Origin of the sequence: Cellulomonas sp. PSBB021 (genome assembly GCF_002240455.1) — a bacterium.
Lineage (GTDB): Bacteria > Actinomycetota > Actinomycetes > Actinomycetales > Cellulomonadaceae > Cellulomonas > Cellulomonas uda.
Genome location: NZ_CP021430.1, coordinates 477,446 through 499,289, shown reverse-complemented (window position 1 = coordinate 499,289; position 21,844 = coordinate 477,446). Strand labels below are relative to the sequence as shown.

Below are 21,844 nucleotides of genomic sequence, written 5' to 3'. Positions count from 1 at the left end.
CGCCGACGCCGGCCGCGCGCGTGCAGCGGCCGGTCGTCGTCGGGATCGCGATGCACCAGCCTAGACGCTCACCGGGTGGCACCGGCGAGCGTGGCCTCCTCCGTGAGCACGTGGCCCTCGTCGACGAGGCCCTCGTCGGGCGCCTGCTCGTCGGGCGCGTCGTGCGCGGACGCCTCGTCGAGCTCGACGAGACGCGTGACGTCGACCGGGCGGTCGCTGCGCACCTCGTCCGCCGCGAGCGCGGCGGCGCCCGAGAGCGTGCGCTCGAACGCCACGGTGCCGTACGTGAGGTCGAGCCCGATGGCCGTCGCCTCCAGCACGAGCGACGTGCGCGTCGCGCCACCCTGGTCCTGCCACTCGCGCGTCGACAGGCGCCCCTGCACGACGACGGGCACGCCCTTGCGCAGCGAGAGACCCGCGTTGACCGCGAGCGCGCGCCAGGCCTTCACCTGGAACCACTCGGTCTGCGAGTCCTGCCACTGCCCCGTCACGCGGTTCCACCACCGCCGCGTGCTCCCGACCCGGAAGGTCGTGTACGCCGCGCGCCCGTCCTGCGCGGGCAGCGTCGTGATCTCGCTGCCGACCCACCCCGTGACGGTGATGTCGAGGGTCCCGTTGCTCATGCTGCCTCCTGCCGACCGGCCCCGTCTCGACCGGGGCGTGTGCGGGCAGCGTGGCCGCGACGACGCCGTCGGTGGGCGCGGACCGGCCGGGCTGGGGACCGACCGCGCCGGCCAGGGGGCTGGGGTCGGGTGGCGTCAGCCGCGCGCGGTGTCGAGCAGCCCGCGCACGCGCCGGTGCTCCGCCACGACCGCCGCGGTCGGCTCGACCAGGTCCTGCCGGGCGACCTCCTCGATCGCGGCGCGTCCCTCCTCGCGCACCCGGGCGGCCGCCCGCCGGGCCGCGCGCGCCCGCACGGCGCGCCCCACCAGCAGGCACGCGAGCGCCAGCGCCAGGAGCACGACCCCGAGCCGCAGCGTGCCCGTGACCCCCGCCCCGCCGACGAGCTCGCCGGCACCGAGTCCGCCGACGACGAGCCCCGCGAGCCCGAGCACCGCCGCGAGCGCGACCAGCACCGCCGCGGCGCGTGACCGCCGCACCGCGACCGTCACGTCGCCGAGCGCGTAGCCCACGTGCCGCCCGAGCGCGTCCGCGGACGCGACGCGCTCGCGCACGGACGCCGCCCAGCGCTCCGGGAGGTCGGCGGTCGCGCCCGCGAGCCACGAGCCCCGCGCGAGGCGCACCGCGTCCGGGTGCACGGGCACGATCTGCGGGACACGCACGCCGCGTCCGCGCACGGCCGCGGCGACCGCGTCCGTCACCGCGTCCATGCCCGAGGCCTCCGCGAGCGCCGCGACGATCGGGCCGGTCGCGAGCGCCGCGGGCGCCGGCTCGTGGCCGGCGACACCCTCGGCGAGCCGGCGAGCGGCCGCCGTGACCTCCTGCTCGGCCCGCCGCGCGGCGAGCGAGCGCCCCGCGACGACCCGCGCGAGCCCTGCCCGCAGGTCCGGGACGCCCTCGTCGGTCGCGGCCGACGCCGCCACCACGGGGACGTCCGGCAGCCCGTCCTCCGCGAGCAGGCGCGTCACGTCGGCGACGAGCGCCGCGCGCTCACCCTCCCGCACGGTGTCGACCTGGTTGAGCACGACGAGCATCGAGGTGTCCTGGCCCGCGAGCGACCGCAGGTAGCCCGCGTGCAGCGCCTCGTCGGCGTACTTCTGCGGGTCGACCACCCAGACGAGCAGGTCGGCCTGCGGCAGCAGGCGGTCGACGACCTCCCGGTGCGCGGGCTCGACCGAGTCGTGGTCGGGCAGGTCCAGCAGCACCAGGCCGCGCAGGGGCGCCTCGCTCTCGCCGTCGAGGACGCTCTCGCGCTGGATCCGCAGCTCGGGCTGCACGCCCAGCCAGTCGAGCACCGGGTCGCCCCCGGGACCCCACACGCACGCGGTGACCTGCGAGCTCGTCGGGCGGCGCACGCCCACCTCGGCGAACCGCAGCCCGCTGACCCGGTTGAACAGGCTCGACTTGCCGGACCCGGTGCCGCCCGCGAGCGCGACGACCGTGTGGTCCACGCCCAGCGCGAGCCGCTCCCGCAGCCGGGTGACGGCCGCACGGGCGTCGGCCGACGCGTCCGGGTCGAGGCGCTCGCCCGCCTCGTCGAGCGCGGACTCGAGCGCCGCGACGCGCGCGGACAGCGCCACCGTCTCCTCGCCGACCGTGACGCTCACGGCGGCCCCGGCGCTCGTCGGCACGCTCATGTCAGCCCCTTGATGACGGCGAGCCGCAGGCGCAGGCGCGACGCGGCATCGGAGGCGAGGTCGGGGTCGGCGAGCGGGGTCGCGGCCTCGTCCCGCACGAGCGAGACGCGCGCCCGAGCGCGCCGTTCGAGGTCGTCGCGCAACTCGGCGACGACGTCCTGCGCGGCCGGCCCGACGAGCGTCGTCAGCGTGTCCAGCGCGTCGTCGACGCCGCCCGCGGCGGCCAGCGCGACGGTCGCGACGACCTCCTCGCCGAGCACCCGCACGCCCTTGTCCCGCCGTCTGGCGGCCGCCCGGTCGAGCGAGGGGTCGGCGAGCGCGCCGCGCACCGCGCGCACGCCCTGCCCCACCCACGCGCGCGCGGCCTGCTCGGACGCACCGTCGGGGCCCGTCGCGCGCGGCGCCCAGCGGTCCAGGACCGCGACGGCCCCGGCCGGACCGGCCGCGAGCGCGTCGCGCAGGTCGACGTCCGCGTCGGTCGCGGCCGCCGTCAGCACGGTCGTCGCCGCGTTCGTCACCTCGGCCCGCAGCGCGGCCACGGCCGACTCGCGGTCGGCGCGCCCGCGCCCGGACCCGCGCACCTTGCCACCGCGCACGACCGAGCCGATCGCCCCGCGCGGCGACGTGAGCTCGGCCCACCGCACACCGACGGCGCCGCGTGCGACGTCACCGCCGGCCACCGCGGCGCTCGCCCGCGCCAGCGGCGCCTCGCTCGCCTCGTCGAGCAGAGCGCCCACCTGCGCGGCCGCGTCGGCCTGCGCCTGGACGGCCTCGGCGAGCTCGTCGACCCACAGCCGCAGCGCTGCGAGCGAGCCCCGCAGGGTCCGCCCGATCACGGTGCGCGCGCGGTCCGGCCCGGCGAGCATGAGCAGCCAGCGCTGCACCGGCGCGACGACGCGCGGCTCGAGCGGACCCTCGTGCGGGCCCTGGTCCGGCACGACGAACAGCGGCGACCCCGCGAGCCCGTGCTCGCGCAGCCGCGCGAGCAGGTCGCCGCGCACCGCGGGCAGGGACTCGGTCGGCACACGGTTGAGCACCATCGCGATCGACGCGCCGCGCTCCACCGCGTCCTGGAGCACGCGCCACGGGAGCGCGTCGCCGTACCGCGCGGCGGTGGTCACGAACAGCCACAGGTCGGCGGCCTCGAGCAGCCGGTGGGCGGCTGCACGATTCGCGTCGAGGACGGAGTCCAGGTCCGGCGCGTCGAGCAGGGCGATGCCGCGCGGCACGGCGTCGTGCGCCACGGCACGGGCCGTGCCCACCAGCGGGTGCGCCTCGAGCAGGTCCGAGTCGCCCGGGTGGTGCACGAGCACGGGCTCGCGCGTGGTCGGCCGCAGCACGCCGGCGGTCGTCACCTCGTGCCCGACGAGCGAGTTCACGAGGGTCGACTTGCCGGCCCCCGTGGAGCCCGCGACGACGACGACCGCGGGCGCGGAGAGCTCGGTGAGGCGCGGGACCAGGTGCTCGGTGAGCTGGTCGACCAGGCGCGCCCGGGACGCGCGCGCCGCCGCGGTACCGGGCAGGTCGAGCGGGAACGTCGTGCGCTCGACGTCCCGCCGCAGGTCACGCACCGCGTCGAGCAGCGACCCCGCCGCGAGCGGGCGGGCGAGGATCTCGCGCGGGTCGTCCGCGGTGTGCCGCCCGGCGTGCCGCGCGTGCTCGTCGGCCGCCGCGGCGTCTCCCGCCGGGGCGTCGGCGGACGAGCCGCCACCCGCCTCGGGCGCGGTCGGTCCGGCGGCCGCCGTCGGGTCCGCGCCGGCCGCGGGCGCACCGGGGTGCTCGTCGGCGGGGGCGTACCCGGCGGTCTGCGCCGTGGTGGTGCCGGGCTTGGCGCTCACGGCGCCATTCTCGCGTCGTCTGATGACCTGCACAAACGCGCCACGCGGGGGTGAGCGCCCGCAGGTGCCCGCGCGCGGTGTCCCCCGGTCGTGCGCCGACCGTCCGGGTGGTCCCCGCGCCGACTCACGGCCCGGTGCGTCAGGTCTCGTCCGGCGCCCCACGCCCCGGCGTGGCCGCGAACCGCCGCTCGGCGTCGGACGTGAGCCCGAGCTCGTCCGCGAGGAACAGGAACGCGCGCGCGTACGGCTGCTCGGCCACGTCCGCGCGCACGCGCGGCCAGTCGACCTGCTCGCGCAGCGCCCGCACCATCGGCAGCAGCCACGTGAAGTCGCAGTAGTGCTCCCCCAGCACCCGCAGCTTCGCGGAGACGATCTCCGTGGCCCCGATCACGGGCATGCGCACCGCGAGCACCTCGAGCTCCTGCGCCTGCGCGAGCTGCTCGTGCGTCACGGGCTCACCGACCATGCGGAAGATCACGTCGACGAGCTGGCCGTGGTGGTACGCCTTGAACAGCCAGTTCTCCGCGGGCTCCTGCACGTCGAGGCCGGCCGCCGCGAGGGCCTGGCGGGCGCGGTCGGCGTCCTGCTCGGCGACCGCGAAGTCCGCGTCGTGGCTCGGCTCCGGCGCCCCGAGCGCCCACGCGGCGTACCCGCCGACGAGCGCGAACGGCACCTGCGCGTCGATCAGCGCGACCGCCGTGCGGCGGACCGCGTCCTGCAGCGCGAGCCGCGCGTCGGGGGTGTCGGCGCCCGCGGGCTCGGGCAGCGGCGCGGGTGCGGCACCGGCGCGGGCGACGGCGGCGGCGGGCGGGGTCGGGGCGGACATGGTGCGTGTGTACACCGCGCCGCGGCGTCCCGCAGCCCGAGCGCCCGCCGCGCGGCCGGGTCACAATCGCCGCGTGCGGCTCGCGACGTTCAACATCCTGCACGGCCGCTCGACGACCGACGGCCGGGTGGACCTGGACCGCCTGGCCGCGGGCGTGCGCCGGCTGGACGCCGACGTGCTCGCGCTGCAGGAGGTCGACCGCGACCAGGCCCGCTCGCACGGCGCGGACCTGACCGCCGTCGCGGCGGACGCCATGGGGGCGCCCCACCACCGGTTCGCCGCGACGCTGCACGGCGAGCCGGACCTGTGGGTCGCGGGCACCGGCGACGCCCAGCCCACCGGCGCGGCGTACGGCATCGCGCTGCTGTCCCGGCTGCCGGTGCTGGAGTGGCGCGTCGTCGCGCTGCCCGCGCTGCGCCGGCGGGCGCCCGTGCTGTTCCCGGGGCGCCGGTGGCCCACGCTCGTGCGTGACGAGCCGCGCGCGGCGATCGCCGCGGTCGTGCACGCCCCCGAGGGGCCGTGCACGGTCGTCGGGACGCACCTCACGTTCATCCCCGGCTGGAACGTGCGCCAGCTGCGGCACCTGGTGCGCGCCACGCACGCCATGCCGGGCCCGCGCGTCGTCATGGGCGACCTCAACCTCGCGGGCGACCGGCCGGCGCGCGTCACCGGTCTGCACCCGCTCGCGCGGGCCGCGACGTTCCCGGTGCACGCGCCGGACCAGCAGCTCGACCACGTGCTGGGCACCGCCGACGTCCGCGCGCGCCGCGCGAGCGCGCTGGACCTCGGCCTGTCGGACCACCGCGCGCTCGTCGTCGACGCGGCGTTCTGAGACCCCGCGCCCGTCCGCGTCCGCTGGCGCCCCCGGCAGGACTCGAACCTGCGACCGACCGCTTAGAAGGCGGCTGCTCTGTCCACTGAGCTACGGGGGCCGGCAGCCGCAGGGTACCGGTCCCCGGCCCGCGGGCCCCGGTCGTCTCGCCCGTGCCCGGCGGCGATAAATCCCGTGACGGGGGTATCTGCGAGGTGGTCTGGTTGTCCTGCACGGTGGTCGAGACGGGTCGGACCCGCCCGGCCCGTGCCGTCGCGGATCCCCGCACCTTCACCCACCCACCCGAGGAGTTCCTCATGCATGCCCTCATGACCACCGACCTCGCCCGTGCCGACTACGTCGAGCGGGAGCGCGCCGTCCAGGACGAGCTCTCGCGCGCCGAGCGGGCCAGATCTCGTGAGCACGCCGCGAGCCATCCACCGGAACGCCGTCCGGACCTCGCGCTGCTGATGCTGTACGCACGGGCGTAGCAGTCGTCCGGTGCGCCGGACACGCGCGACCCAGGAGAACGGCGGTCCCCCACCCGGGGGGCCGCCGTTCTCGCGTCCGCGGGTCACCCCCGTGGCTCCCGCTGCGCGCGGTGCGGGCGTGCCACCATGTCGCCATGAACGCAGGTCACGCGCGCGTCCCCGCGGGGCGGCGTCGTGACGTGCGCCCGCGCGGGGGCGCCGCCTGATGGGTCGGCATGCCGGACGCGAGCCTCGCGTCGACCTGCGTACGCGGCTCGCCGCGTGGCTCGAGCGCGTCCTGGTCGGGATCGGCGCAGCGGGCGTCGTCGCCGTCGTCCTGCGGTGGGCGGGCACGTCGGTCGGGACGGCCGTGACGGTCGGGCTCGCGGTCCTCGTCCTGGTGCCGACGGCCGCGTGGGTCGCGTCCACCGTGCCGCAGGGCGACGACGAGGCCCCGCGCACCGGCCCGCACCCGGGCCCCCGCACCGGTTCGCACGGCGGGACGTGACCTCGCGGGCCCGCTCGTCGTCCTAGGCTGACCCGAGTGACGACGACGAGCCAGCCCAACGGCCACGAGAGCAGCGACCGCATCGTGTGGATCGACTGCGAGATGACAGGGCTCGACCTGACGGCCGACGCGCTCGTCGAGGTCGCCGCGGTCGTCACCGACTCCGAGCTCAACGTGCTGGGCGACGGCGTCGACGTGCTCGTCGCGCCCCCGCCGGAGGCGCTCGAGCAGATGGGCGACTTCGTGCGGACCATGCACACGACGTCCGGCCTGCTCGACGCGCTCGCGACCGGCACCACGCTCGCCGACGCGCAGCGTCAGGTGCTCGAGTACGTCCGGACGTGGGTGCCGGAGCCCGGCAAGGCCCCCCTGGCGGGCAACTCGGTCGGCACCGACAAGACGTTCCTCGACCGCGACATGCCCGAGCTCGTCGCGCACCTGCACTACCGCGTGATCGACGTCTCGTCGATCAAGGAGCTCGCGCGCCGCTGGTACCCGCGCGTGTACTTCGCCTCGCCCGCCAAGAACGGCGGCCACCGCGCGCTCGCGGACATCCTGGAGAGCATCGACGAGCTGCGCTACTACCGCGCGGCGCTGTTCCCCGCCGCCCCGGGCCCCGACTCGACGACCGCGCGCCGCATCTCCGCGCAGATCGCCGCCAGCTCGGTGGCCAAGCGTCCCGAGACGCGCTGACCTGCGGGGACACCCGCACGACGACGAAGGGCGCCGACACGAGATCGGCGCCCTTCGTCGTACTGGGGTGGCTAACGGGACTTGAACCCGCGACCCCCTGGACCACAACCAGGTGCTCTACCACCTGAGCTATAGCCACCACTGTCCCGGTCGGAACCGGGCCGTCGAAAAGTGTACCGGCTCGCGAGCAGTACTTCGCACACGGACCGGTGCCCGGTCCCCGGGCGAGCGGTCAGCCGCGGACCCGGGCCGCCACCGCGTCGGCGAACCGCTCGACCGAGCCCGGCGCGTGCGCGAAGAACAGGCTGGGCTCGGCGAGCTCGAGCTCGAGCAGGACCGGGTCACCCTCGTCGTCGGGGATCAGGTCGACGCGCGCGTACAGCAGCGGGCCGTCGAGGCCGAGGATCCCCGGGAGTTCTCCCACCACCTTGCGGGCGAGCTCGAGCTCCGCGTCGGACGGCTTGGCGGGGCTCATCTTCTCGTCGCGGTACAGGACCCCTTCGTCGGAGCCCTCCTTGTACGGGCCCGACAGCAGCGCGCCCTTGTGCACGGCGTGCGAGTACTCGCCCTCGACGAAGACGAGCGCGGTCTCCCCGACCGTGTCGACCTGCCGCAGGTAGCGCTGGATCATGACCCAGCGCCCCACGCCCAGCAGGTTCCGGGCGTGCATGATCGCCTGCGACCGCTGGGGCGTCTCGTCCGCGCGGTACCGGCCCGTGTCGCGCGAGCCCGCGCTGACGGTGGGCTTGACGACGAAGTCGCCGAAGGCGGGAAAGCGCGTGTGGATCGCGCGGGAGTTGAAGTTGCGCGCCGGGTCCAGCCAGATCGTGGGGACCGTCGGGACGCCCGCGGACTCGAGGTCGCGCAGGTAGGTCTTGTCGATGTTCCACGTCACCACGGGCGACGGGTTGAGGAGCACGCTCGACCGCTCGACGCGGCGGGTCCAGTCGGCGAACTGCGCCGGGCGGTGCGTGTAGTCCCACGTCGAGCGGATGAGGACGTGCGGGTACGTGCCCCAGTCGACGGTCGGGTCGTCCCAGACGACGACATCCGTGGCGATCCCCCGCGCCTCGAGCGCCGGGCGCAGGGGGGCGTCGTCGGGGTCGAGGTCGGGCAGCTCCGCGCACGTCACGAGAGCCAGCCGCGCCTGCGTGCCGGGGGGCGTCCCGGGGGTCGTCGTCACGTTCGCAGCGTACCGGCGCCCGCGGTACCGGCCAGGTGACGGTGGTCACGGCAGACGGGTGGTCACGGCTGACGGCGGTCACGACGACGCGCGCGTCCGGGAACGGCACGAGGCCCCCGGCATCGACCGGGGGCCTCGTGAGGTGGTACGGCACCAGGGACTCGAACCCTGAACCCGCTGATTAAGAGTCAGCTGCTCTGCCAGTTGAGCTAGTGCCGCGCGGGAAAGAACGTTAGCAGCCCTGCGGCCCTGCGAGCGAACCGGTGCCCTGCGTCGTGACGAGGGTCACGGGCGAGTGTCACGGACGAGGGTCACGAGCGCGGCCACTGCGGCACGGACTCCTCACGCACGAGCCGGGCCGCGGTCGGGCCGGGCGCGGTGAGGTCCGCGACGAGCGCGAGCGGGACGCGCGACTCGAGGAGCGCACGGATGCGCTCGGGGCTCACGTCGACGTCCGGCACGGTCGGCGGGCGTCCTGACGGCACGCGCGGCCGCGCGGCGAGGTCGCTCATGGACTCCTCCTCGGGGACCGGCGACCGTCCGCGCCCCCTGGCCGCCGGGCGTCAGCACACCACCCGAACCTGGCAGTCGCCCGTCGAGGGCCGCTCCTCCACGGAATCCACACAGATCGTGCGGCTCACAGGTACAGGCCGGTGCCCTCCCCGGTCGCGCGCGGGGCGGCGACCGCGTGCACGTCCTTCTCGCGCAGCAGCACGTACGTCGCCCCCTCCAGCTCGACCTCGGCGCGGTCCTCCGGGTCGAACAGCACGCGGTCCTGGACCTCGACCTGCCGCACGTGCTGACCCACGGCACGCACGCGGGCCCACGCGAGCCGCTTGCCGACCGCCGCCGTGGCGGGGATGACGATGCCGGCGGCCGAGCGCCGCTCCGCCGCGTCGTCGTCGAGCTCGACGAGGAGCCGGTCGTTGAGCATGCGGATCGGCAGGGGCCCGGCACCGGGGCTCGGGGTGGGGCTCGTGGTCGTCGCAGGCTGGGGCTCGGGCGTCGTGCTCACGCGCCGACGCTACCCCGCGCGCCGTAGGCTGACGCCAGCCGGTGACCGGGCGGTCGCCGCCCCACCTGCCGTCAGCCCGCAAGGAGACCTCATGCCCCGCCTCGCCGTCGGCGACGTCGCACCCGACTTCACGCTGCCCACGGCGGACGGCGGCTCGCTGACGCTCTCGGACCTGCGCGGGCGCCGGGTGGTCGTGTACTTCTACCCGGCCGCGGGGACGCCGGGCTGCACGAAGCAGGCGTGCGACTTCCGCGACTCGCTCGCGGCACTTCAGGGAGCGGGCCTGACGGTCGTCGGCGTGTCACCCGATCCGGTGGCGAAGCTCGCGGCGTTCGCCGCCGAGGAGCACCTGACCTTCCCGCTGGTGTCCGACGAGTCGCGCGAGACCCTGCAGGCGTGGGGTGCGTACGGCGAGAAGCAGCTGTACGGCAAGACGGTCACCGGCGTCATCCGATCGACGGTCGTGCTCGACGCGGACGGCGTGGTCGAGCTCGCGCAGTACAACGTGCGCGCGACGGGCCACGTCGCGAAGCTGCGCCGGGACCTCGGCATCGCCTGACCGGTCATGGCCTGACCGGTCATGACGGGGTGTGGGAGGATCGGCGCCCCGGCGGAAGTGGTGAAACGGCAGCCACGCCAGGTTTAGGTCCTGGTGCCCTCGCGGGCGTGCGGGTTCGACTCCCGTCTTCCGCACCGCGCGGTGCCCCCCGCTCGTGGCGGGCGGGGGCTCCGCCTCCTCGGGTGTCGAGTACCCGACCGGCCTCACGGCCGGTCTCACGCCGGTCCGCGTCTCGTCATGCGGACCAGTCGCGTGGACACACCCAGACAATTGCCCAGCCGAACCAACAAATCGGCCCATTGGCACGTTTCACCTGAATCCTCGTCGGCCAAACCGGTCCGTGTCGCCCGAAGTGCTTCATATCCTCTCCGTGGGAGCGCGCTCACACACCGGCCTCGCGACGCAGACGTGCGTCGTCCCCTGACTGCCGGTCGGCCCCGCGAGTCCGTCGTGACTCGGCACCGATGAGGAGATCGCATGTCCAGAACGTCCCCGCGCGCCCGTGCCGCAGCAACCCTGATGACGGGGTTCCTCGCGGCCGCCCTCGCGGCGTGCAGCGCCACCGCGAGCGCCGACACCTCCGACGCGGCGACCGCCGCGGGCAGCGGTGCCGGCGGGCTCGTCACGGTCGGGTTCGCGCAGCGGCCGGGCGCCGACGAGGGTTGGCGCGACGCGAGCACCGCGTCGCTGCGGGCGAACCTCACGTCCGAGAACGGCGTCGAGCTCGTCGTCGCGGACACGCAGCGCACGCAGGCCGAGCAGGTCGCGGCCCTGCGCGGGTTCGTCGAGCAAGGGGTCGACGTGATCGTCTTCTCGCCGGCGGTCGAGACGGGCTGGGACGAGGTGCTCCAGGAGGTCAAGGACGCGGGCATCCCGCTGGTGCTCGTCGACGGCGCGCTCGACAGCCTCGTCGTCGAGCCCTACCTCACGTGGATCGGCCACGACTTCGCGGGCGAAGGCGTCGCCGCGGGCGAGTGGGTCGTGGCGCACCACCCCGACGCGCAGGTGGTCCAGGTCGTGGGCGCGGCCGACTCGCGGTCGCAGCGCGACCGCGCGACCGGCTTCGCGTCCGCCGTCGGGGCCAAGAACGTCGTGGGCAAGGCGGCGGGCGACGGGACGCGCGCCGGCGGGCGGGCCGCGACGGCCGCCTTGCTCGAGGCCCACCCCGAGCTCGACGTCGTCCTCGCGCACGGCGACGACATGGCGCTGGGCGCGGTCGAGGCGGTCACGGCCGCCGACAAGGTCCCGGGCGAGGACGTCGTCGTCGTCGCGATCGGGGGGAGCCGCGCGAGCCTGCAGGCCCTCGTCGACGGGGAGATCGGCTACGTCGTGGAGTGCAACCCCGCGTTCGGCGAGCAGGTCCTCGACGCCGTGACGAAGGCGCACCAGGGCGTCGACCTGCCGCGCCGGTTCATCGTCATGGACCGCGCGTTCGACTCCTCCGCGACGCAGGCCGACGTCGACGCCCGCCCGTACTGACGCCGGCCGCGGGTCGGCTCCCCCGGCCCGTGTGAAGCGATTGGGAGGGTTACGCCGTCCTCTACCCGGTGGCGAGGCTGCCCACAAGGGGCAGACGGCCCACCCGCGCGGGTCCCGCGCGGGTGGGCCCCACGAGAGGACGTACGCGATGCATCCCAGCACGACGAGGTTCTGGCGCGCGGCGCTGGCGGCGACGACCGCGGTCGCGGCCGCGCTGGGCGCGACGGTCGCGGCGGTCGCGACCGGGAGCGCCGCCCAGGCGGCAGGCTGCCAGGTGGCCTGGAGCACCAGCTCCTGGCCGGGCGGTTTCACCGCCGACGTCCGGGTGACGCCCGGCGCGGCCACGCACGGCTGGACGCTCACCTGGACCTGGCCGTCGGGCCAGCGCGTCACCCAGGCGTGGAGCTCGACCGTCACGCAGTCGGGCTCGGCGGTGACCGTGACGAACGCGCCGTGGAACGGCGAGCTCGCCGCCGGCGCCACGACGTCGTTCGGGTTCCAGGGCACCTGGACGGGCGAGAACGCGGCGCCGACCGACTTCGCGCTCGACGGCGTCGCGTGCAACGGGGGCACGACGCCGACGCCGGACCCGACCGTCGACCCGACCGACGAGCCGACGCAGGACCCGACGGACGACCCCACGCAGGACCCGACCGACGAGCCCACCACCGAGCCGACGCAGGACCCGACCGACGAGCCGACGCAGGACCCCACGGACGACCCCACGACGACGCCGGCGACGTGCGGCACCGCGGTGTTCTGCGACGGGCTGGAGACCCAGACGAGCGCCACACCGTCCGGCACCTGGGCCGTGACGTACCCCGACTGCTCGGGCAGCGGGCGGGCCGTCGTCGACTCGACGGTCGCGCACTCCGGCAGCCGGTCGCTGCGCGTCGACGGCGGGGCCGGCTACTGCAACCACGTGTTCGTCCAGGCGCAGCCGAGCGCCCCGCTGCCGCGCACGGTGTACGTGCGGTTCTGGGTCCGCCACACCACCGCCCTGCCCGTCTCGCACACGACGTACCTGGCGATGCGGGACGCGAACGACGGCAACCGTGACCTGCGCATGGGAGGCCAGAACGCGCTGATGCAGTGGAACCGCTCGTCGGACGACGCGACGCTGCCCGAGCAGAGCCCCGCCGGTCTGACCCGGACCGCGCAGCTGCCCGCGGGCGGGTCGTGGCACTGCGCCGAGGTGCTCGTCGAGGGCGCCGCGGGGCGTCTGACGACGTACCTCGACGGCTGGGCCGTGCCGGGCCTGATCGTCGACGGCACGCCGACGCACGACATCGACGGCCAGTGGCTGAACAAGGCCTGGTCGCCCCGGCTCACCGACCTGCGGCTCGGCTGGGAGTCCTACGGCGACGGCGCCGACACGCTGTGGTTCGACGACGTCGTCGTCGCCGACAGCCGCGTGGGCTGCTGACGGACCGGCCCCCGCCCGCTGCGGGGCCGTGAGACGACGACGGCGCCCACCCCGCCGGGGGTGGGCGCCGTCGTGTCAGCGGGCGAGGGCCGCCTGCAGGGTCAGGCCTGACCGTCCGAGGCCGCGGCGATCTTCGCGCGGACCTCGTCCATGTCGAGGTCCTTGACCGCCTGGACGACCTGCTCGAGCGCGGGCCCGGGCAGCGCACCGGCCTGGTTGAAGACGAGGATGCCCTCGCGGAAGGCCATGAGCGTCGGGATCGAGAAGATCTGGAGCTCGGCGGCGAGCTGCTGCTCGGCCTCGGTGTCGACCTTGCCGAACACCACGTCCTGGTGCTGCTGCGACGACGCCTCGAAGACGGGACCGAACCGCTTGCACGGCCCGCACCACTGCGCCCAGAAGTCCACGAGGACGATGTCGTTGTCGGCGATGGTCTGGCCGAGGGTGTCGGCGGTGAGCGTCGTGGTGGCCATGGCGGCCCTCCTTCAGGGTCTCGGGGGTTCCGCCCGCTAGAAGGCGTCGCACGCTCGGGGTATTCCCGTGCCCGGGGCGATTCGGGCTCTCCGCGCGCGCCTGTGACCCGTTCGCGGGCGAGCACGGTAGAACGGCACGGTGACCGAGACGGCCGAGTTCCCGCCCTCCCCCGAGCGCCCGTCGGGCTGGCTCCCGCCCGAGGAGATCGCGCGCGTGCGTGGCCTCATGCCGCTCGTCTACGTCGACGCGGTCCCGGTGCGCGTGGACGACTCCGGCGACGTCGTCGCCGTCGGGCTGCTGCTGCGCGTGACGCGCGAGGGCGTGATGTCGCGCGCGCTCGTCTCGGGCCGCGTGATGTACCACGAGCGGGTGCGGGACGCCCTGGTCCGGCACATCGAGAAGGACCTCGGGCCGGTCGCGCTGCCGCAGATCCCCGCCTCACCGCAGCCGTTCACGGTCGCGGAGTACTTCCCCACGCCGGGCATCACCTCGTACCACGACCCCCGCCAGCACGCGGTGTCGCTCGCGTACGTCGTGCCCGTGCTGGGCGACTGCCGCCCGCAGCAGGACGCGATCGACCTCGCCTGGCTGACGCCGGAGGAGGCGTGCGGCGAGCAGGTGCAGGTCGAGATGACCGGCGGGCAGGGCGTGCTGCTGCGCCAGGCGATGGCGCACGTGGGCCGCCTGCCCTGAGCCCCTGGGCCCCCGGGCCGCGGCGGCCGTCGTCAGGTCAGGTCGAGCACCGGCCAGTCCGCCAGGTCGGCGCGCATGCGCCGGTCGTGGGTCGCGACGACGACCGCGGCGGACGTCGAGCGCAGGGCGGCCGTGAGCTCGTCGACGAGGCCGACCGACAGGTGGTTGGTCGGCTCGTCGAGCACCAGCACGTGCGGCGCCGCGAGCAGCGCGCACGCGAGGTCGAACCGGCGGCGCTGCCCGACGGACAGCTCGCGCACCGGACGCTCGAGGTCCTCCTCGGTGAGCAGGCCGAGCGCGGCGACGGGGACGAGCTGCTCGGGGTCGAGCAGCCCCTGCCCCAGCAGGTCGAGCGCGTGGCGCGCGTACGCGTCGAACGCCGACGGTCCGCGGGGCGCGTCCGCGACGAGCCCGGCCGGGCCGGCCGTCACGTCGGCGTGCTCCGTGGGACCCTCCTGCCCCAGCACGCCGAGCCGCACACCGGGCGCGACGGTGCGCGTCCCGCGGTCGAGCGGCAACGCGCCGACGAGCGCGGCGAGCAGCGTGGACTTGCCGGACCCGTTCGGTCCGACGACGAGGAGCCGTGACGCGGGGGCGACCTCGAGGCGCCGCCCCGGCAGGTCGAGCCGCACCCCGTGCGGGCCGAGCACGCGCGGGGCGCGCAGCTCGAGCAGCGGGCCGGCGTGCGCGGCCCGGCGGTCCGCGCCCGGGTCGAGCGGGCGGTCCGGGTCCGCGCCCGTCGAGGCGCGCCGCGGCAGGCTCGGCAGGTCCGGGAACTGCAGGGTCGGCGGGGGCACGGGCACCGCGACGGCCTGCGCCTCGAGCCGCTGGACGAGCCGGTCGGCGGCCTTGACGTGGATGCGGGCGCGCGTGCCGCGCCGGTGCTTGTCGGAGCCCTTGGGCGGGCGCCACTCGTCGGACAGACCCTCGTACGACGCGTCGAGGCGCTGCGCGAGCTGCAGCGCGCGCTTGCGCTCGGCCCGGTAGCGGGCACGCCACCGGCGCAGCATCTGGTCCTTCGCGAACCGGTAGTCGGCGTAGCGGGTCGCCCCGTACAGGGCGGGGCGGCCGTCCATCGCGGGGTCCAGGTCGAGGATCGCGGTCATGACGTCGTCGAGCAGCTGCCGGTCGTGCGTGACGATCACGACGGCCCCGGGCCACTCGCGCAGCAGCCCGGTGAGGTAGTCGATGCCCGCCGCGTCGAGGTGGTTGGTCGGCTCGTCGAGCAGCAGCACGTCCGAGCGTTCGCCCACGCGGCACGCGAGGCGCACGCGGTACCGCTCGCCGACGCTCAGCTCGGCCAGGCGCCGGTCCGGCTGGCGCGGGGCGCCGAACCGCGTGAGCGCCTCGTCGACGCGGCGGTCCACGTCCCACGCCGCGAGCTGCTCGTACCGCGTCATCGCCGCGGTGAGCGCGGCCAGGTCGCCGTTCTCGTGGTCGAACGCCGCGACGACCGCCTCGAGCTCCGCGGCGACCGCACGCACGCCGGCGCCCGTGCCGCGCACGAGCGTGCCGACGGTGTCGTCGGGGCGCACGACGAGCTCCTGGTCGACGACCGCGAGCGACCCCGAGCGCCGCACCGTGCCCGACGAGGGTGCGAGCTCGCCCGCGAGCACGCGCAGCAGCGTCGTCTTGCCCGCGCCGTTCTCCCCGACCAGGCCCACCCGCTCCCCTGCCGAGACGGTCAGGTCGAGCCGGTCCAGCACGGGCCGGCCCGGGTAGCCGAACGTCACGGCGTCCGCGACGAGCTGGACCGCACCCGGCAGGGCGTCGGGGGCGGGCATCAGCCGCCGGTGCCCTCGTCGGGACCGGCCAGGACGCGCGCGACGACCGGCGCGAGCGCGCGGAACGCCCGACCCCGGTGGCTGATCGCGTTCTTCTCGTGCGCGGAGAGCTCGGCGCACGTGCGCGACTCGCCGAGCGGCACGAGCGCCGGGTCGTACCCGAAGCCTCCGGCACCCCGCGGCGCGAGCGCGAGCGTCCCGACGAGCGCGCCCGTCTCGACGTGCTCGAACCCGTCGGGCGTCACGAGCGCCGCCGCGCACACGAAGCGCGCACCTCGGTGGGGGTCGCGGATGTCGGCGAGCTGCGCGAGCAGCAGCTCGAGGTTCGCCGCGTCGTCGCCGTGCCGGCCCGCCCAGCGCGCCGAGAAGATGCCGGGTGCGCCGCCGAGCACGTCCACGGCCAGGCCGGAGTCGTCCGCGACCGCGGGCAGACCCGTGAACGCCGCGAGCGCGCGGGCCTTGAGCAGCGCGTTCTGCTCGAACGTCACGCCGTCCTCGACGGGCTCGGGCGCGCCGACGTCCCGGGCGCCCACCACCGCGTCGGCCGCCAGGCCGGGGAGCACGGGGGCGAGGATCGCGCGCAGCTCGCCGACCTTGTGCGCGTTGTGCGTGGCGAGCACCAGGCGCGCGCCGGCCGGGACGCTCACGCGACGCCCTCGACGCGCGTCGCCGAGCCGTCCGAGGGCGGCGCCGCGAGCGCGGCGGCCTGCAGCGCGGCGAGGCGTGCGGTGCCCGCGAGCGCGAGGTCGAGCAGCGCGTCCAGCTCGCTGCGCACGAACGGCGCGTGCTCGGCGGTGCCCTGCACCTCGACGAACGCCCCCGAGCCGGTCACGACGACGTTCATGTCGGTCTCGGCGCGCACGTCCTCGACGTACGGCAGGTCGAGCACCGGCACTCCGTCGACGATCCCGACGCTCACGGCCGACACCGAGTCGCGCAGGACCTGGCGACCCGGTGCGACGATCCGCTGGTCGACCGCCCAGGCCACCGCGTCGGCGAGCGCCACGTAGGCGCCGGTGATCGACGCGGTGCGCGTGCCGCCGTCGGCCTGCAGCACGTCGCAGTCGAGGACGACGGTGTTCTCGCCCAGGGCCGCGACGTCCACGACGGCGCGCAGCGAGCGGCCGATCAGCCGCGAGATCTCGTGCGTGCGGCCGCCGACCTTGCCGCGCACCGACTCGCGGTCCGAGCGGCTGTCCGTGGCGCGCGGCAGCATCGAGTACTCGGCCGTGACCCAGCCCTCCCCCGAGCCCTTGCGCCAGCGCGGGACACCCTCCGTGAAGGACGCGACGCACAGCACCTTCGTGCCCCCGAACTCGACGAGGACCGAGCCCTCGCCGGCGGTCAGGAACCGGCGCGTGATGGTGACGGGCCGCAGCTCGTCGGCGGCACGCCCGTCCGGGCGCGCGGAGGTCACAGGGGTGGAAGACATGCCACGAGCCTAACGACCCGGGCGCGCGGCCCCGTCGGCGGTCCGGGCCGCGCGACGCCGCGCGGGGGTGCGCTCAGAGCGTGAACACCGCACCGGGACGCGCGACGTCGATCCGGCCCGCGTACGCGCGGGACGCGTGGGCGACCACGTCACGCGGGTCCTCCCACGCGGTCAGGTGCGTCAGCACCAGGCGTCCGCTGCCCCCGCGCGCCGCCGCGGCCCCCGCCCGGGCACCGGTCAGGTGGATGCCCCGCACGTGGTCGTCCAGCCCGTCCCGGAACCCGGCCTCGCACAGCAGCAGGTCCGTCCGGGCGAGCGTGTCGAGGCCGGGACACTCGTCCGTGTCGCCCGTGTACCCGAGAGTCACGTCGCGCGACGGGTCCTCGTCGGAGGGCCCCGAGACGAGCAGGCCGAACGCCGGCACGGGATGATCGACCGGCACCGGTGTGAGGGTCAGCGGCCCGATGCGCACCGGCGCGGCCGGGTCCCACGTGCGGAACCGGAACTGCCCGTCCAGCTCGGTCGCCGGGTCCTTGCCTGCCATGTCCGCGAGCCGCTGCTGGGTCCCCTCGGGACCCCACACGTCGACCGCGGGCAGCGGACCGTCGGGCCGGTAGCGGCGCAGCACGTTGAGCACGACGAGGTCCGCGACGTGGTCCGAGTGCAGGTGCGAGACCGCGACCGCGTCGAGCGCCGTCGGGTCGCCGTAGCGCTGCAGCGGGCTCAGCGCGCCATTGCCGATGTCGAGCAGCACGTTCCACGTGCGCCCGTCGGCGTCGTCGGCCTGCACGAGGTACGACGACGCGGCCGCCTCCGCCGACGGGTACGAGCCGGCGCAGCCGATCACGACGAGTCTCATCTCGGGGCCTCCGCGGCGCGACGACGACGGGTCTCGGGGCTGGTGGGACCGTTCGGCGGGGCCGTCACGGGTGCCGTCACCGCAGGGCCCCGGCGGGCTCGACGGCGTCGACCTCGGGCCCCAGGAACCGGCGGGCGAGCGTCCGGAACGACTCCGGGTCACCCGTCGCGAGGAAGCGGTGCTGCGGCGGGCCGGCGTCGACCGAGCGCTCGAGACCGTGCGCGACGAGCGTGCGGTAGACGTCCTTCGCGGTCTCCTCGGCGCTCGAGACGAGCGTGACCTCCTCGCCCATGACGTACGAGATCGCGCCCGTCAGCAGCGGGTAGTGCGTGCAGCCCAGCACGAGCGTGTCGACCCCCGCCTCGCGCACCGGGTCGAGGTACTCGTGCGCGACCGCGAGCACCTCGGGGCCGGACGTCACGCCCGCCTCGACGAGCGGCACGAACCGCGGGCACGCCTGCGTCACGAGGCTCAGGCCGGGGGCGACCGCGAACGCGTCGTCGTACGCGAGCGACTCGACGGTCGCCCGCGTGGCGATCACGCCGATCCGCCCCGTGCGCGTCGCGGCGACCGCGCGTCGCGCCGCGGGCAGGATCACCTCGACCACGGGGATGCCGCGGCGCAGCGTGTACCGCTCGCGCGCGTCGCGCAGCATCGCCGCCGACGCCGTGTTGCACGCGATGACCAGCAGCTTCACGCCCGCGTCGACCAGGTCGTCCATCACCTGCAGCGCGAACGCGCGCACGGCGGCCAGGGGCTTGGTGCCGTACGGCGTGTTGAGGGTGTCGCCGATGTAGAGCGTCGACTCGTGCGGGAGCTGGTCGAGGATCGCTCTCGCGACCGTCAGGCCCCCGACGCCGGAGTCGAAGATCCCGATGGGCGCGTCGTTCACGCGGACGAGCCTAGCCCGCGGATCCGCCGCGTCCCTCCGGGCCGGGGCCGGGGCCGCCGTGTGTCGCGTCACGCGAGCGGACCCGGACGAGCATCGCGGTGACGAGCGTCTCCTGCAGCTCCGAGAGCATCGCGTACACGCCGATGAACGCGCGGCGCACGGCCGCGGCCTCTCCACCGTCGCCGCCGTCGACGCCGCCGCCGTCCCGTCCGCCGCCCGCGTCGTGGCCGGACGCCGCGTGCAGCTCGGCGTAGACGCGCTCACCGTCCTCGTCTGTCCGGATCCCGAGGCGGTCGGCCAGCACGATCCGCACGTCCGTCATCGCCGCCGCCACGGCCGGGGCCTCCGCGGCCGTGATGGCGACCGCGTCCCCCTGCCGCCCGCCCGGTGTGCGCAGCGCGTGCCACCACGTGCGCAGCCCGGCGATCTTGCGCGCCCGCAGGTCGGCGTCCGTCAGGCGGCGGAACTCCGCGGCCTGCTCCGGGTCGTCGCTCGCGTCCGGCAGCAGCCGGCGCACCGCGGGGTCCGTCGGTGCCTCGACCGGTCGCTGCCAGGGCCAGCCGAGCGCGTGCAGCGGTGGCTCCTCGACGAGCTCGTCGTCGTCGAGCTCGTCGGAGGCGTCGGCGTGGGACGGCGCGCCCACGTCCGTGCGCAGCCGGCCCGCCGTGCGGAACTTCTCGGCGCCGAGCAGCACCGCGACCTCGGACGCGATGCCCGCGAGGACCGCACGCTCGTCGGCGTCGAGCCGCGCCACGTACTCCTGCTGGCGTGCGACGAACCCGCGCATCAGTGCCCGCTGCGCTGCAGGGTCGCCCACAGCCCGAACCCGTGCATCGCCTGCACGTCGACCTCCATCGCCTCGAGCGTGCCGCGCGAGACGACCGCCCGGCCCTCGGTGTGCACGCGCCGCATCAGCTGCTCGGCGACCGTGCGCGGGTGCCCGAAGTACGACTCGAACACGTACGTCACGTAGGTCATGAGGTTGACCGGGTCGTTCCAGACGATCGTCACCCACGGGTCGTCGACCGACGTCTGCGCGTCGGAGGCGACGACCTCGTCGAGATGCGGTGCCGAGCTCACGGGGACCACTCTAGGCAGCGCGCACACGTGCTTCACCCCTAGCGTGTGGCCATGACGACGCACGCCACGTCCGCACTCCTGACAGACCGGTACGAGCTGACCATGCTGCAGGCGGCGCTGCGTGACGGCACGGCGCAGCGGCGGTGCGTCTTCGAGGTGTTCACGCGTCGCCTGCCGCCCGGGCGGCGGTACGGGGTGGTGGCCGGCACGGGCCGCGTGCTCGAGGAGCTCGACCGGTTCCGGTTCGGGACGGCCGAGCTCGACTGGCTCGCGGACGAGCGCGTCGTCGACGACGCGACGCTCGAGTTCCTGGCGGGGTACCGGTTCACGGGCTCCGTCGTCGGCTACGCCGAGGGCGAGGTGTTCTTCCCGCAGTCCCCCGTGCTCGTCGTCGAGGGCACGTTCGCGGAGGCGGTGCTGCTCGAGACGTTCGTGCTCTCCGTCCTGAACTACGACTCCGCGGTGGCGTCCGCGGCGTCCCGCATGACCAGCGCGGCGCTCGACCGCCCGTGCCTCGAGATGGGCTCGCGGCGCGCGCACGAGTGGGCGGGCGTCGCCGCCGCGCGCGCCGCGGCGGTCGCCGGGTTCGCGGGGACCTCGAACCTCGAGGCGGGCCGCCGCTACGGCATCCCGACGATCGGCACGGCCGCCCACGCGTTCACGCTGCTGCACGACGACGAGGCCGCCGCGTTCGCCTCGCAGGTCGACGCGCTCGGAGCGGGCACCACGCTCCTGGTCGACACGTACGACGTCCGCAGCGGCGTCGCCGCGGCGCTCGAGGCCGCCGGACCGGGCCTCGGCGCGGTGCGGCTCGACTCGGGCGACCTGGCCGTCCTCGCGCACGAGGTCCGCGCGCAGCTCGACGCCGCCGGCGCGCGGTCCGTGCGGATCACCGTGACGTCCGACCTGGACGAGCACGCCATCGCCGCGCTCGCCGTCGCCCCCGTCGACTCCTACGGCGTCGGCACGTCGGTCGTCACCGGCTCGGGGGCGCCCACGTGCGGGATGGTCTACAAGCTCGTCGCGCGCGAGGACCGGGACGGGGTCATGCAGCCCGTCGCGAAGGCGTCCACCGCCAAGACCAGCGTCGGCGGTCGCAAGGCCGCGGCACGCCGCACGGTCGACGGGCGGGCCGTCGAGGAGGTCCTCGTCGCGGGGCCCGACGAGCGGGTGCGGGCCGTCTCCGCGTCGCCCGACGCGGCGCTCGCGTCGTTCGCGGACGACCGCGGCCCCGGCGTGCTGCGCCCGCTGCACGTGCCGCTCGTCGTGGAGGGCGAGGTCGACCCCCGCTGGACGGGTCCGCGAGGCGTCACGACCGCCGCCGAGCAGCACCAGGAGTCCCGGGCCGAGCTGCCCCGGGGTGCGCGGCGTCTGTCCGCCGACGAGGCCGCGGTGCCCACGGTCGCGCTCACGCTCGACTGACGTCCTGCGTCCCCGGACGCAGGCCCCGCCCCATGCACGACCGACACGCACGACGGACGCCGGCCCCGTCGCGGGGGCCGGCGTCCGTCTGTCGTGTCGCGCTGTCATGTCGCGGGCGCGTCACGCGCCCACCGAGGTCGTC

Annotated in this window: 24 protein-coding genes and 4 tRNA genes; 10 read left to right on the top strand and 18 right to left on the bottom strand. The window is 75.8% G+C overall.

Going from position 1 to position 21,844, the window contains the following annotated elements:
• Positions 1-68: 68 nt before the first annotated feature.
• The 4 genes from CBP52_RS02235 to CBP52_RS02220 all read right to left on the bottom strand — a co-directional run bounded on the left by CBP52_RS02235 (position 69) and on the right by CBP52_RS02220 (position 4,922).
• Complete coding sequence (locus tag CBP52_RS02235; protein WP_094179643.1) at positions 69-623, bottom strand: single-stranded DNA-binding protein; 555 nt, start codon at positions 621-623, stop codon at positions 69-71.
• Positions 624-758: 135 nt separating this feature from the next.
• Positions 759-2,258 carry a GTPase gene (locus CBP52_RS02230; RefSeq protein ID WP_232514620.1) on the bottom strand — a complete coding sequence of 500 codons (1,500 nt, stop codon included), beginning with the start codon at positions 2,256-2,258 and terminating at the stop codon, positions 759-761.
• Positions 2,255-4,096 carry a GTPase domain-containing protein gene (locus CBP52_RS02225; protein ID WP_232514619.1) on the bottom strand — a complete coding sequence of 614 codons (1,842 nt, stop codon included), beginning with the start codon at positions 4,094-4,096 and terminating at the stop codon, positions 2,255-2,257. Before CBP52_RS02225 ends, CBP52_RS02230 begins: the two co-directional genes overlap by 4 nt.
• Before the next feature lie 139 nt (positions 4,097-4,235).
• Entirely contained in the window at positions 4,236-4,922 is a 687-nt protein-coding gene (locus tag CBP52_RS02220) for a hypothetical protein (protein WP_198303516.1), read from the bottom strand.
• Positions 4,923-4,995: 73 nt separating this feature from the next.
• Between CBP52_RS02220 and CBP52_RS02215 the strand changes: the two genes are divergently transcribed.
• The gene (locus tag CBP52_RS02215; RefSeq protein ID WP_094179642.1) at positions 4,996-5,754 is read left to right on the top strand and encodes an endonuclease/exonuclease/phosphatase family protein; all 759 of its coding nucleotides are present in this window, start codon (positions 4,996-4,998) and stop codon (positions 5,752-5,754) included.
• A 24-nt stretch (positions 5,755-5,778) separates the two neighbouring features.
• Here the strand turns inward: CBP52_RS02215 and CBP52_RS02210 are convergent.
• Positions 5,779-5,854, bottom strand: a tRNA-Arg gene (locus tag CBP52_RS02210).
• Between the two features lie 196 nt (positions 5,855-6,050).
• On the opposite strand from CBP52_RS02210, the gene CBP52_RS17440 reads away from it, so the two are divergent.
• The 3 genes from CBP52_RS17440 to orn all read left to right on the top strand — a co-directional run bounded on the left by CBP52_RS17440 (position 6,051) and on the right by orn (position 7,404).
• On the top strand, positions 6,051-6,224 hold the full coding sequence (locus CBP52_RS17440) for a hypothetical protein (RefSeq protein WP_157732472.1): 174 nt from the start codon (positions 6,051-6,053) through the stop codon (positions 6,222-6,224).
• A gap of 205 nt (positions 6,225-6,429) precedes the next feature.
• Positions 6,430-6,711 carry a hypothetical protein gene (locus CBP52_RS02200; protein ID WP_094179640.1) on the top strand — a complete coding sequence of 94 codons (282 nt, stop codon included), beginning with the start codon at positions 6,430-6,432 and terminating at the stop codon, positions 6,709-6,711.
• A gap of 36 nt (positions 6,712-6,747) precedes the next feature.
• The gene (gene orn / locus CBP52_RS02195) at positions 6,748-7,404 is read left to right on the top strand and encodes an oligoribonuclease (RefSeq protein WP_268531352.1); all 657 of its coding nucleotides are present in this window, start codon (positions 6,748-6,750) and stop codon (positions 7,402-7,404) included.
• Between the two features lie 63 nt (positions 7,405-7,467).
• On the opposite strand, the gene CBP52_RS02190 is transcribed toward orn, so the two are convergent.
• The 5 genes from CBP52_RS02190 to CBP52_RS02165 form a co-directional block, all read right to left on the bottom strand.
• Positions 7,468-7,543, bottom strand: a tRNA-His gene (locus CBP52_RS02190).
• A gap of 93 nt (positions 7,544-7,636) precedes the next feature.
• Positions 7,637-8,587, bottom strand: a complete 951-nt coding sequence (locus CBP52_RS02185; RefSeq protein WP_094179638.1) for a RimK family alpha-L-glutamate ligase — start codon at positions 8,585-8,587, stop codon at positions 7,637-7,639.
• Positions 8,588-8,730: 143 nt separating this feature from the next.
• A tRNA-Lys gene (locus tag CBP52_RS02175) sits at positions 8,731-8,806 on the bottom strand.
• Between the two features lie 92 nt (positions 8,807-8,898).
• A complete protein-coding gene (locus CBP52_RS02170) occupies positions 8,899-9,099 on the bottom strand; it encodes a hypothetical protein (protein WP_094179636.1) in 201 nt (66 codons plus the stop codon).
• 125 nt (positions 9,100-9,224) lie between these two features.
• Complete coding sequence (locus CBP52_RS02165; protein ID WP_094182071.1) at positions 9,225-9,521, bottom strand: co-chaperone GroES; 297 nt, start codon at positions 9,519-9,521, stop codon at positions 9,225-9,227.
• Positions 9,522-9,693: 172 nt separating this feature from the next.
• Between CBP52_RS02165 and CBP52_RS02160 the strand changes: the two genes are divergently transcribed.
• From CBP52_RS02160 to CBP52_RS02145, 4 genes are all read left to right on the top strand, one after another.
• Complete coding sequence (locus tag CBP52_RS02160) at positions 9,694-10,161, top strand: peroxiredoxin (RefSeq protein ID WP_094179635.1); 468 nt, start codon at positions 9,694-9,696, stop codon at positions 10,159-10,161.
• Between the two features lie 51 nt (positions 10,162-10,212).
• Positions 10,213-10,295 (top strand) — tRNA-Leu (locus tag CBP52_RS02155).
• A gap of 343 nt (positions 10,296-10,638) precedes the next feature.
• Positions 10,639-11,640, top strand: coding sequence for a substrate-binding domain-containing protein (locus CBP52_RS02150; protein WP_094179634.1), 1,002 nt, complete (start codon positions 10,639-10,641; stop codon positions 11,638-11,640).
• Positions 11,641-11,788: 148 nt separating this feature from the next.
• The gene (locus CBP52_RS02145) at positions 11,789-13,066 is read left to right on the top strand and encodes a cellulose binding domain-containing protein (protein WP_094179633.1); all 1,278 of its coding nucleotides are present in this window, start codon (positions 11,789-11,791) and stop codon (positions 13,064-13,066) included.
• A gap of 101 nt (positions 13,067-13,167) precedes the next feature.
• Here the strand turns inward: CBP52_RS02145 and trxA are convergent, their stop codons facing one another.
• A complete protein-coding gene (gene trxA, locus CBP52_RS02140; protein WP_094179632.1) occupies positions 13,168-13,539 on the bottom strand; it encodes a thioredoxin in 372 nt (123 codons plus the stop codon).
• A 139-nt stretch (positions 13,540-13,678) separates the two neighbouring features.
• Between trxA and CBP52_RS02135 the strand changes: the two genes are divergently transcribed.
• Positions 13,679-14,233: an NUDIX hydrolase family protein gene (locus CBP52_RS02135; RefSeq protein WP_094179631.1), complete on the top strand. Its 555-nt coding sequence runs from the start codon at positions 13,679-13,681 to the stop codon at positions 14,231-14,233.
• Positions 14,234-14,265: 32 nt separating this feature from the next.
• Here the strand turns inward: CBP52_RS02135 and CBP52_RS02130 are convergent, their stop codons facing one another.
• The 7 genes from CBP52_RS02130 to clpS all read right to left on the bottom strand — a co-directional run bounded on the left by CBP52_RS02130 (position 14,266) and on the right by clpS (position 20,280).
• Positions 14,266-16,017: an ABC-F family ATP-binding cassette domain-containing protein gene (locus CBP52_RS02130; RefSeq protein WP_094179630.1), complete on the bottom strand. Its 1,752-nt coding sequence runs from the start codon at positions 16,015-16,017 to the stop codon at positions 14,266-14,268.
• Positions 16,017-16,664, bottom strand: coding sequence for an RdgB/HAM1 family non-canonical purine NTP pyrophosphatase (rdgB, locus tag CBP52_RS02125; protein ID WP_094179629.1), 648 nt, complete (start codon positions 16,662-16,664; stop codon positions 16,017-16,019). Before rdgB ends, CBP52_RS02130 begins: the two co-directional genes overlap by 1 nt.
• Positions 16,661-17,449, bottom strand: coding sequence for a ribonuclease PH (rph, locus tag CBP52_RS02120; protein ID WP_094179628.1), 789 nt, complete (start codon positions 17,447-17,449; stop codon positions 16,661-16,663). The genes rdgB and rph overlap by 4 nt, the downstream gene beginning before the upstream one ends.
• 73 nt (positions 17,450-17,522) lie before the next feature.
• Complete coding sequence (locus CBP52_RS02115) at positions 17,523-18,308, bottom strand: MBL fold metallo-hydrolase (RefSeq protein ID WP_094179627.1); 786 nt, start codon at positions 18,306-18,308, stop codon at positions 17,523-17,525.
• 76 nt (positions 18,309-18,384) lie between these two features.
• Entirely contained in the window at positions 18,385-19,200 is an 816-nt protein-coding gene (murI, locus tag CBP52_RS02110; RefSeq protein ID WP_094179626.1) for a glutamate racemase, read from the bottom strand.
• 10 nt (positions 19,201-19,210) lie between these two features.
• Entirely contained in the window at positions 19,211-20,017 is an 807-nt protein-coding gene (locus CBP52_RS02105; protein WP_232514618.1) for a DUF2017 family protein, read from the bottom strand.
• On the bottom strand, positions 19,987-20,280 hold the full coding sequence (clpS, locus tag CBP52_RS02100) for an ATP-dependent Clp protease adapter ClpS (protein WP_094182069.1): 294 nt from the start codon (positions 20,278-20,280) through the stop codon (positions 19,987-19,989). Before clpS ends, CBP52_RS02105 begins: the two co-directional genes overlap by 31 nt.
• 51 nt (positions 20,281-20,331) lie before the next feature.
• Here clpS and CBP52_RS02095 point away from each other — a divergent pair, with 51 nt between their 5' ends.
• Entirely contained in the window at positions 20,332-21,702 is a 1,371-nt protein-coding gene (locus CBP52_RS02095; protein WP_094179625.1) for a nicotinate phosphoribosyltransferase, read from the top strand.
• Positions 21,703-21,844: the final 142 nt, after the last annotated feature.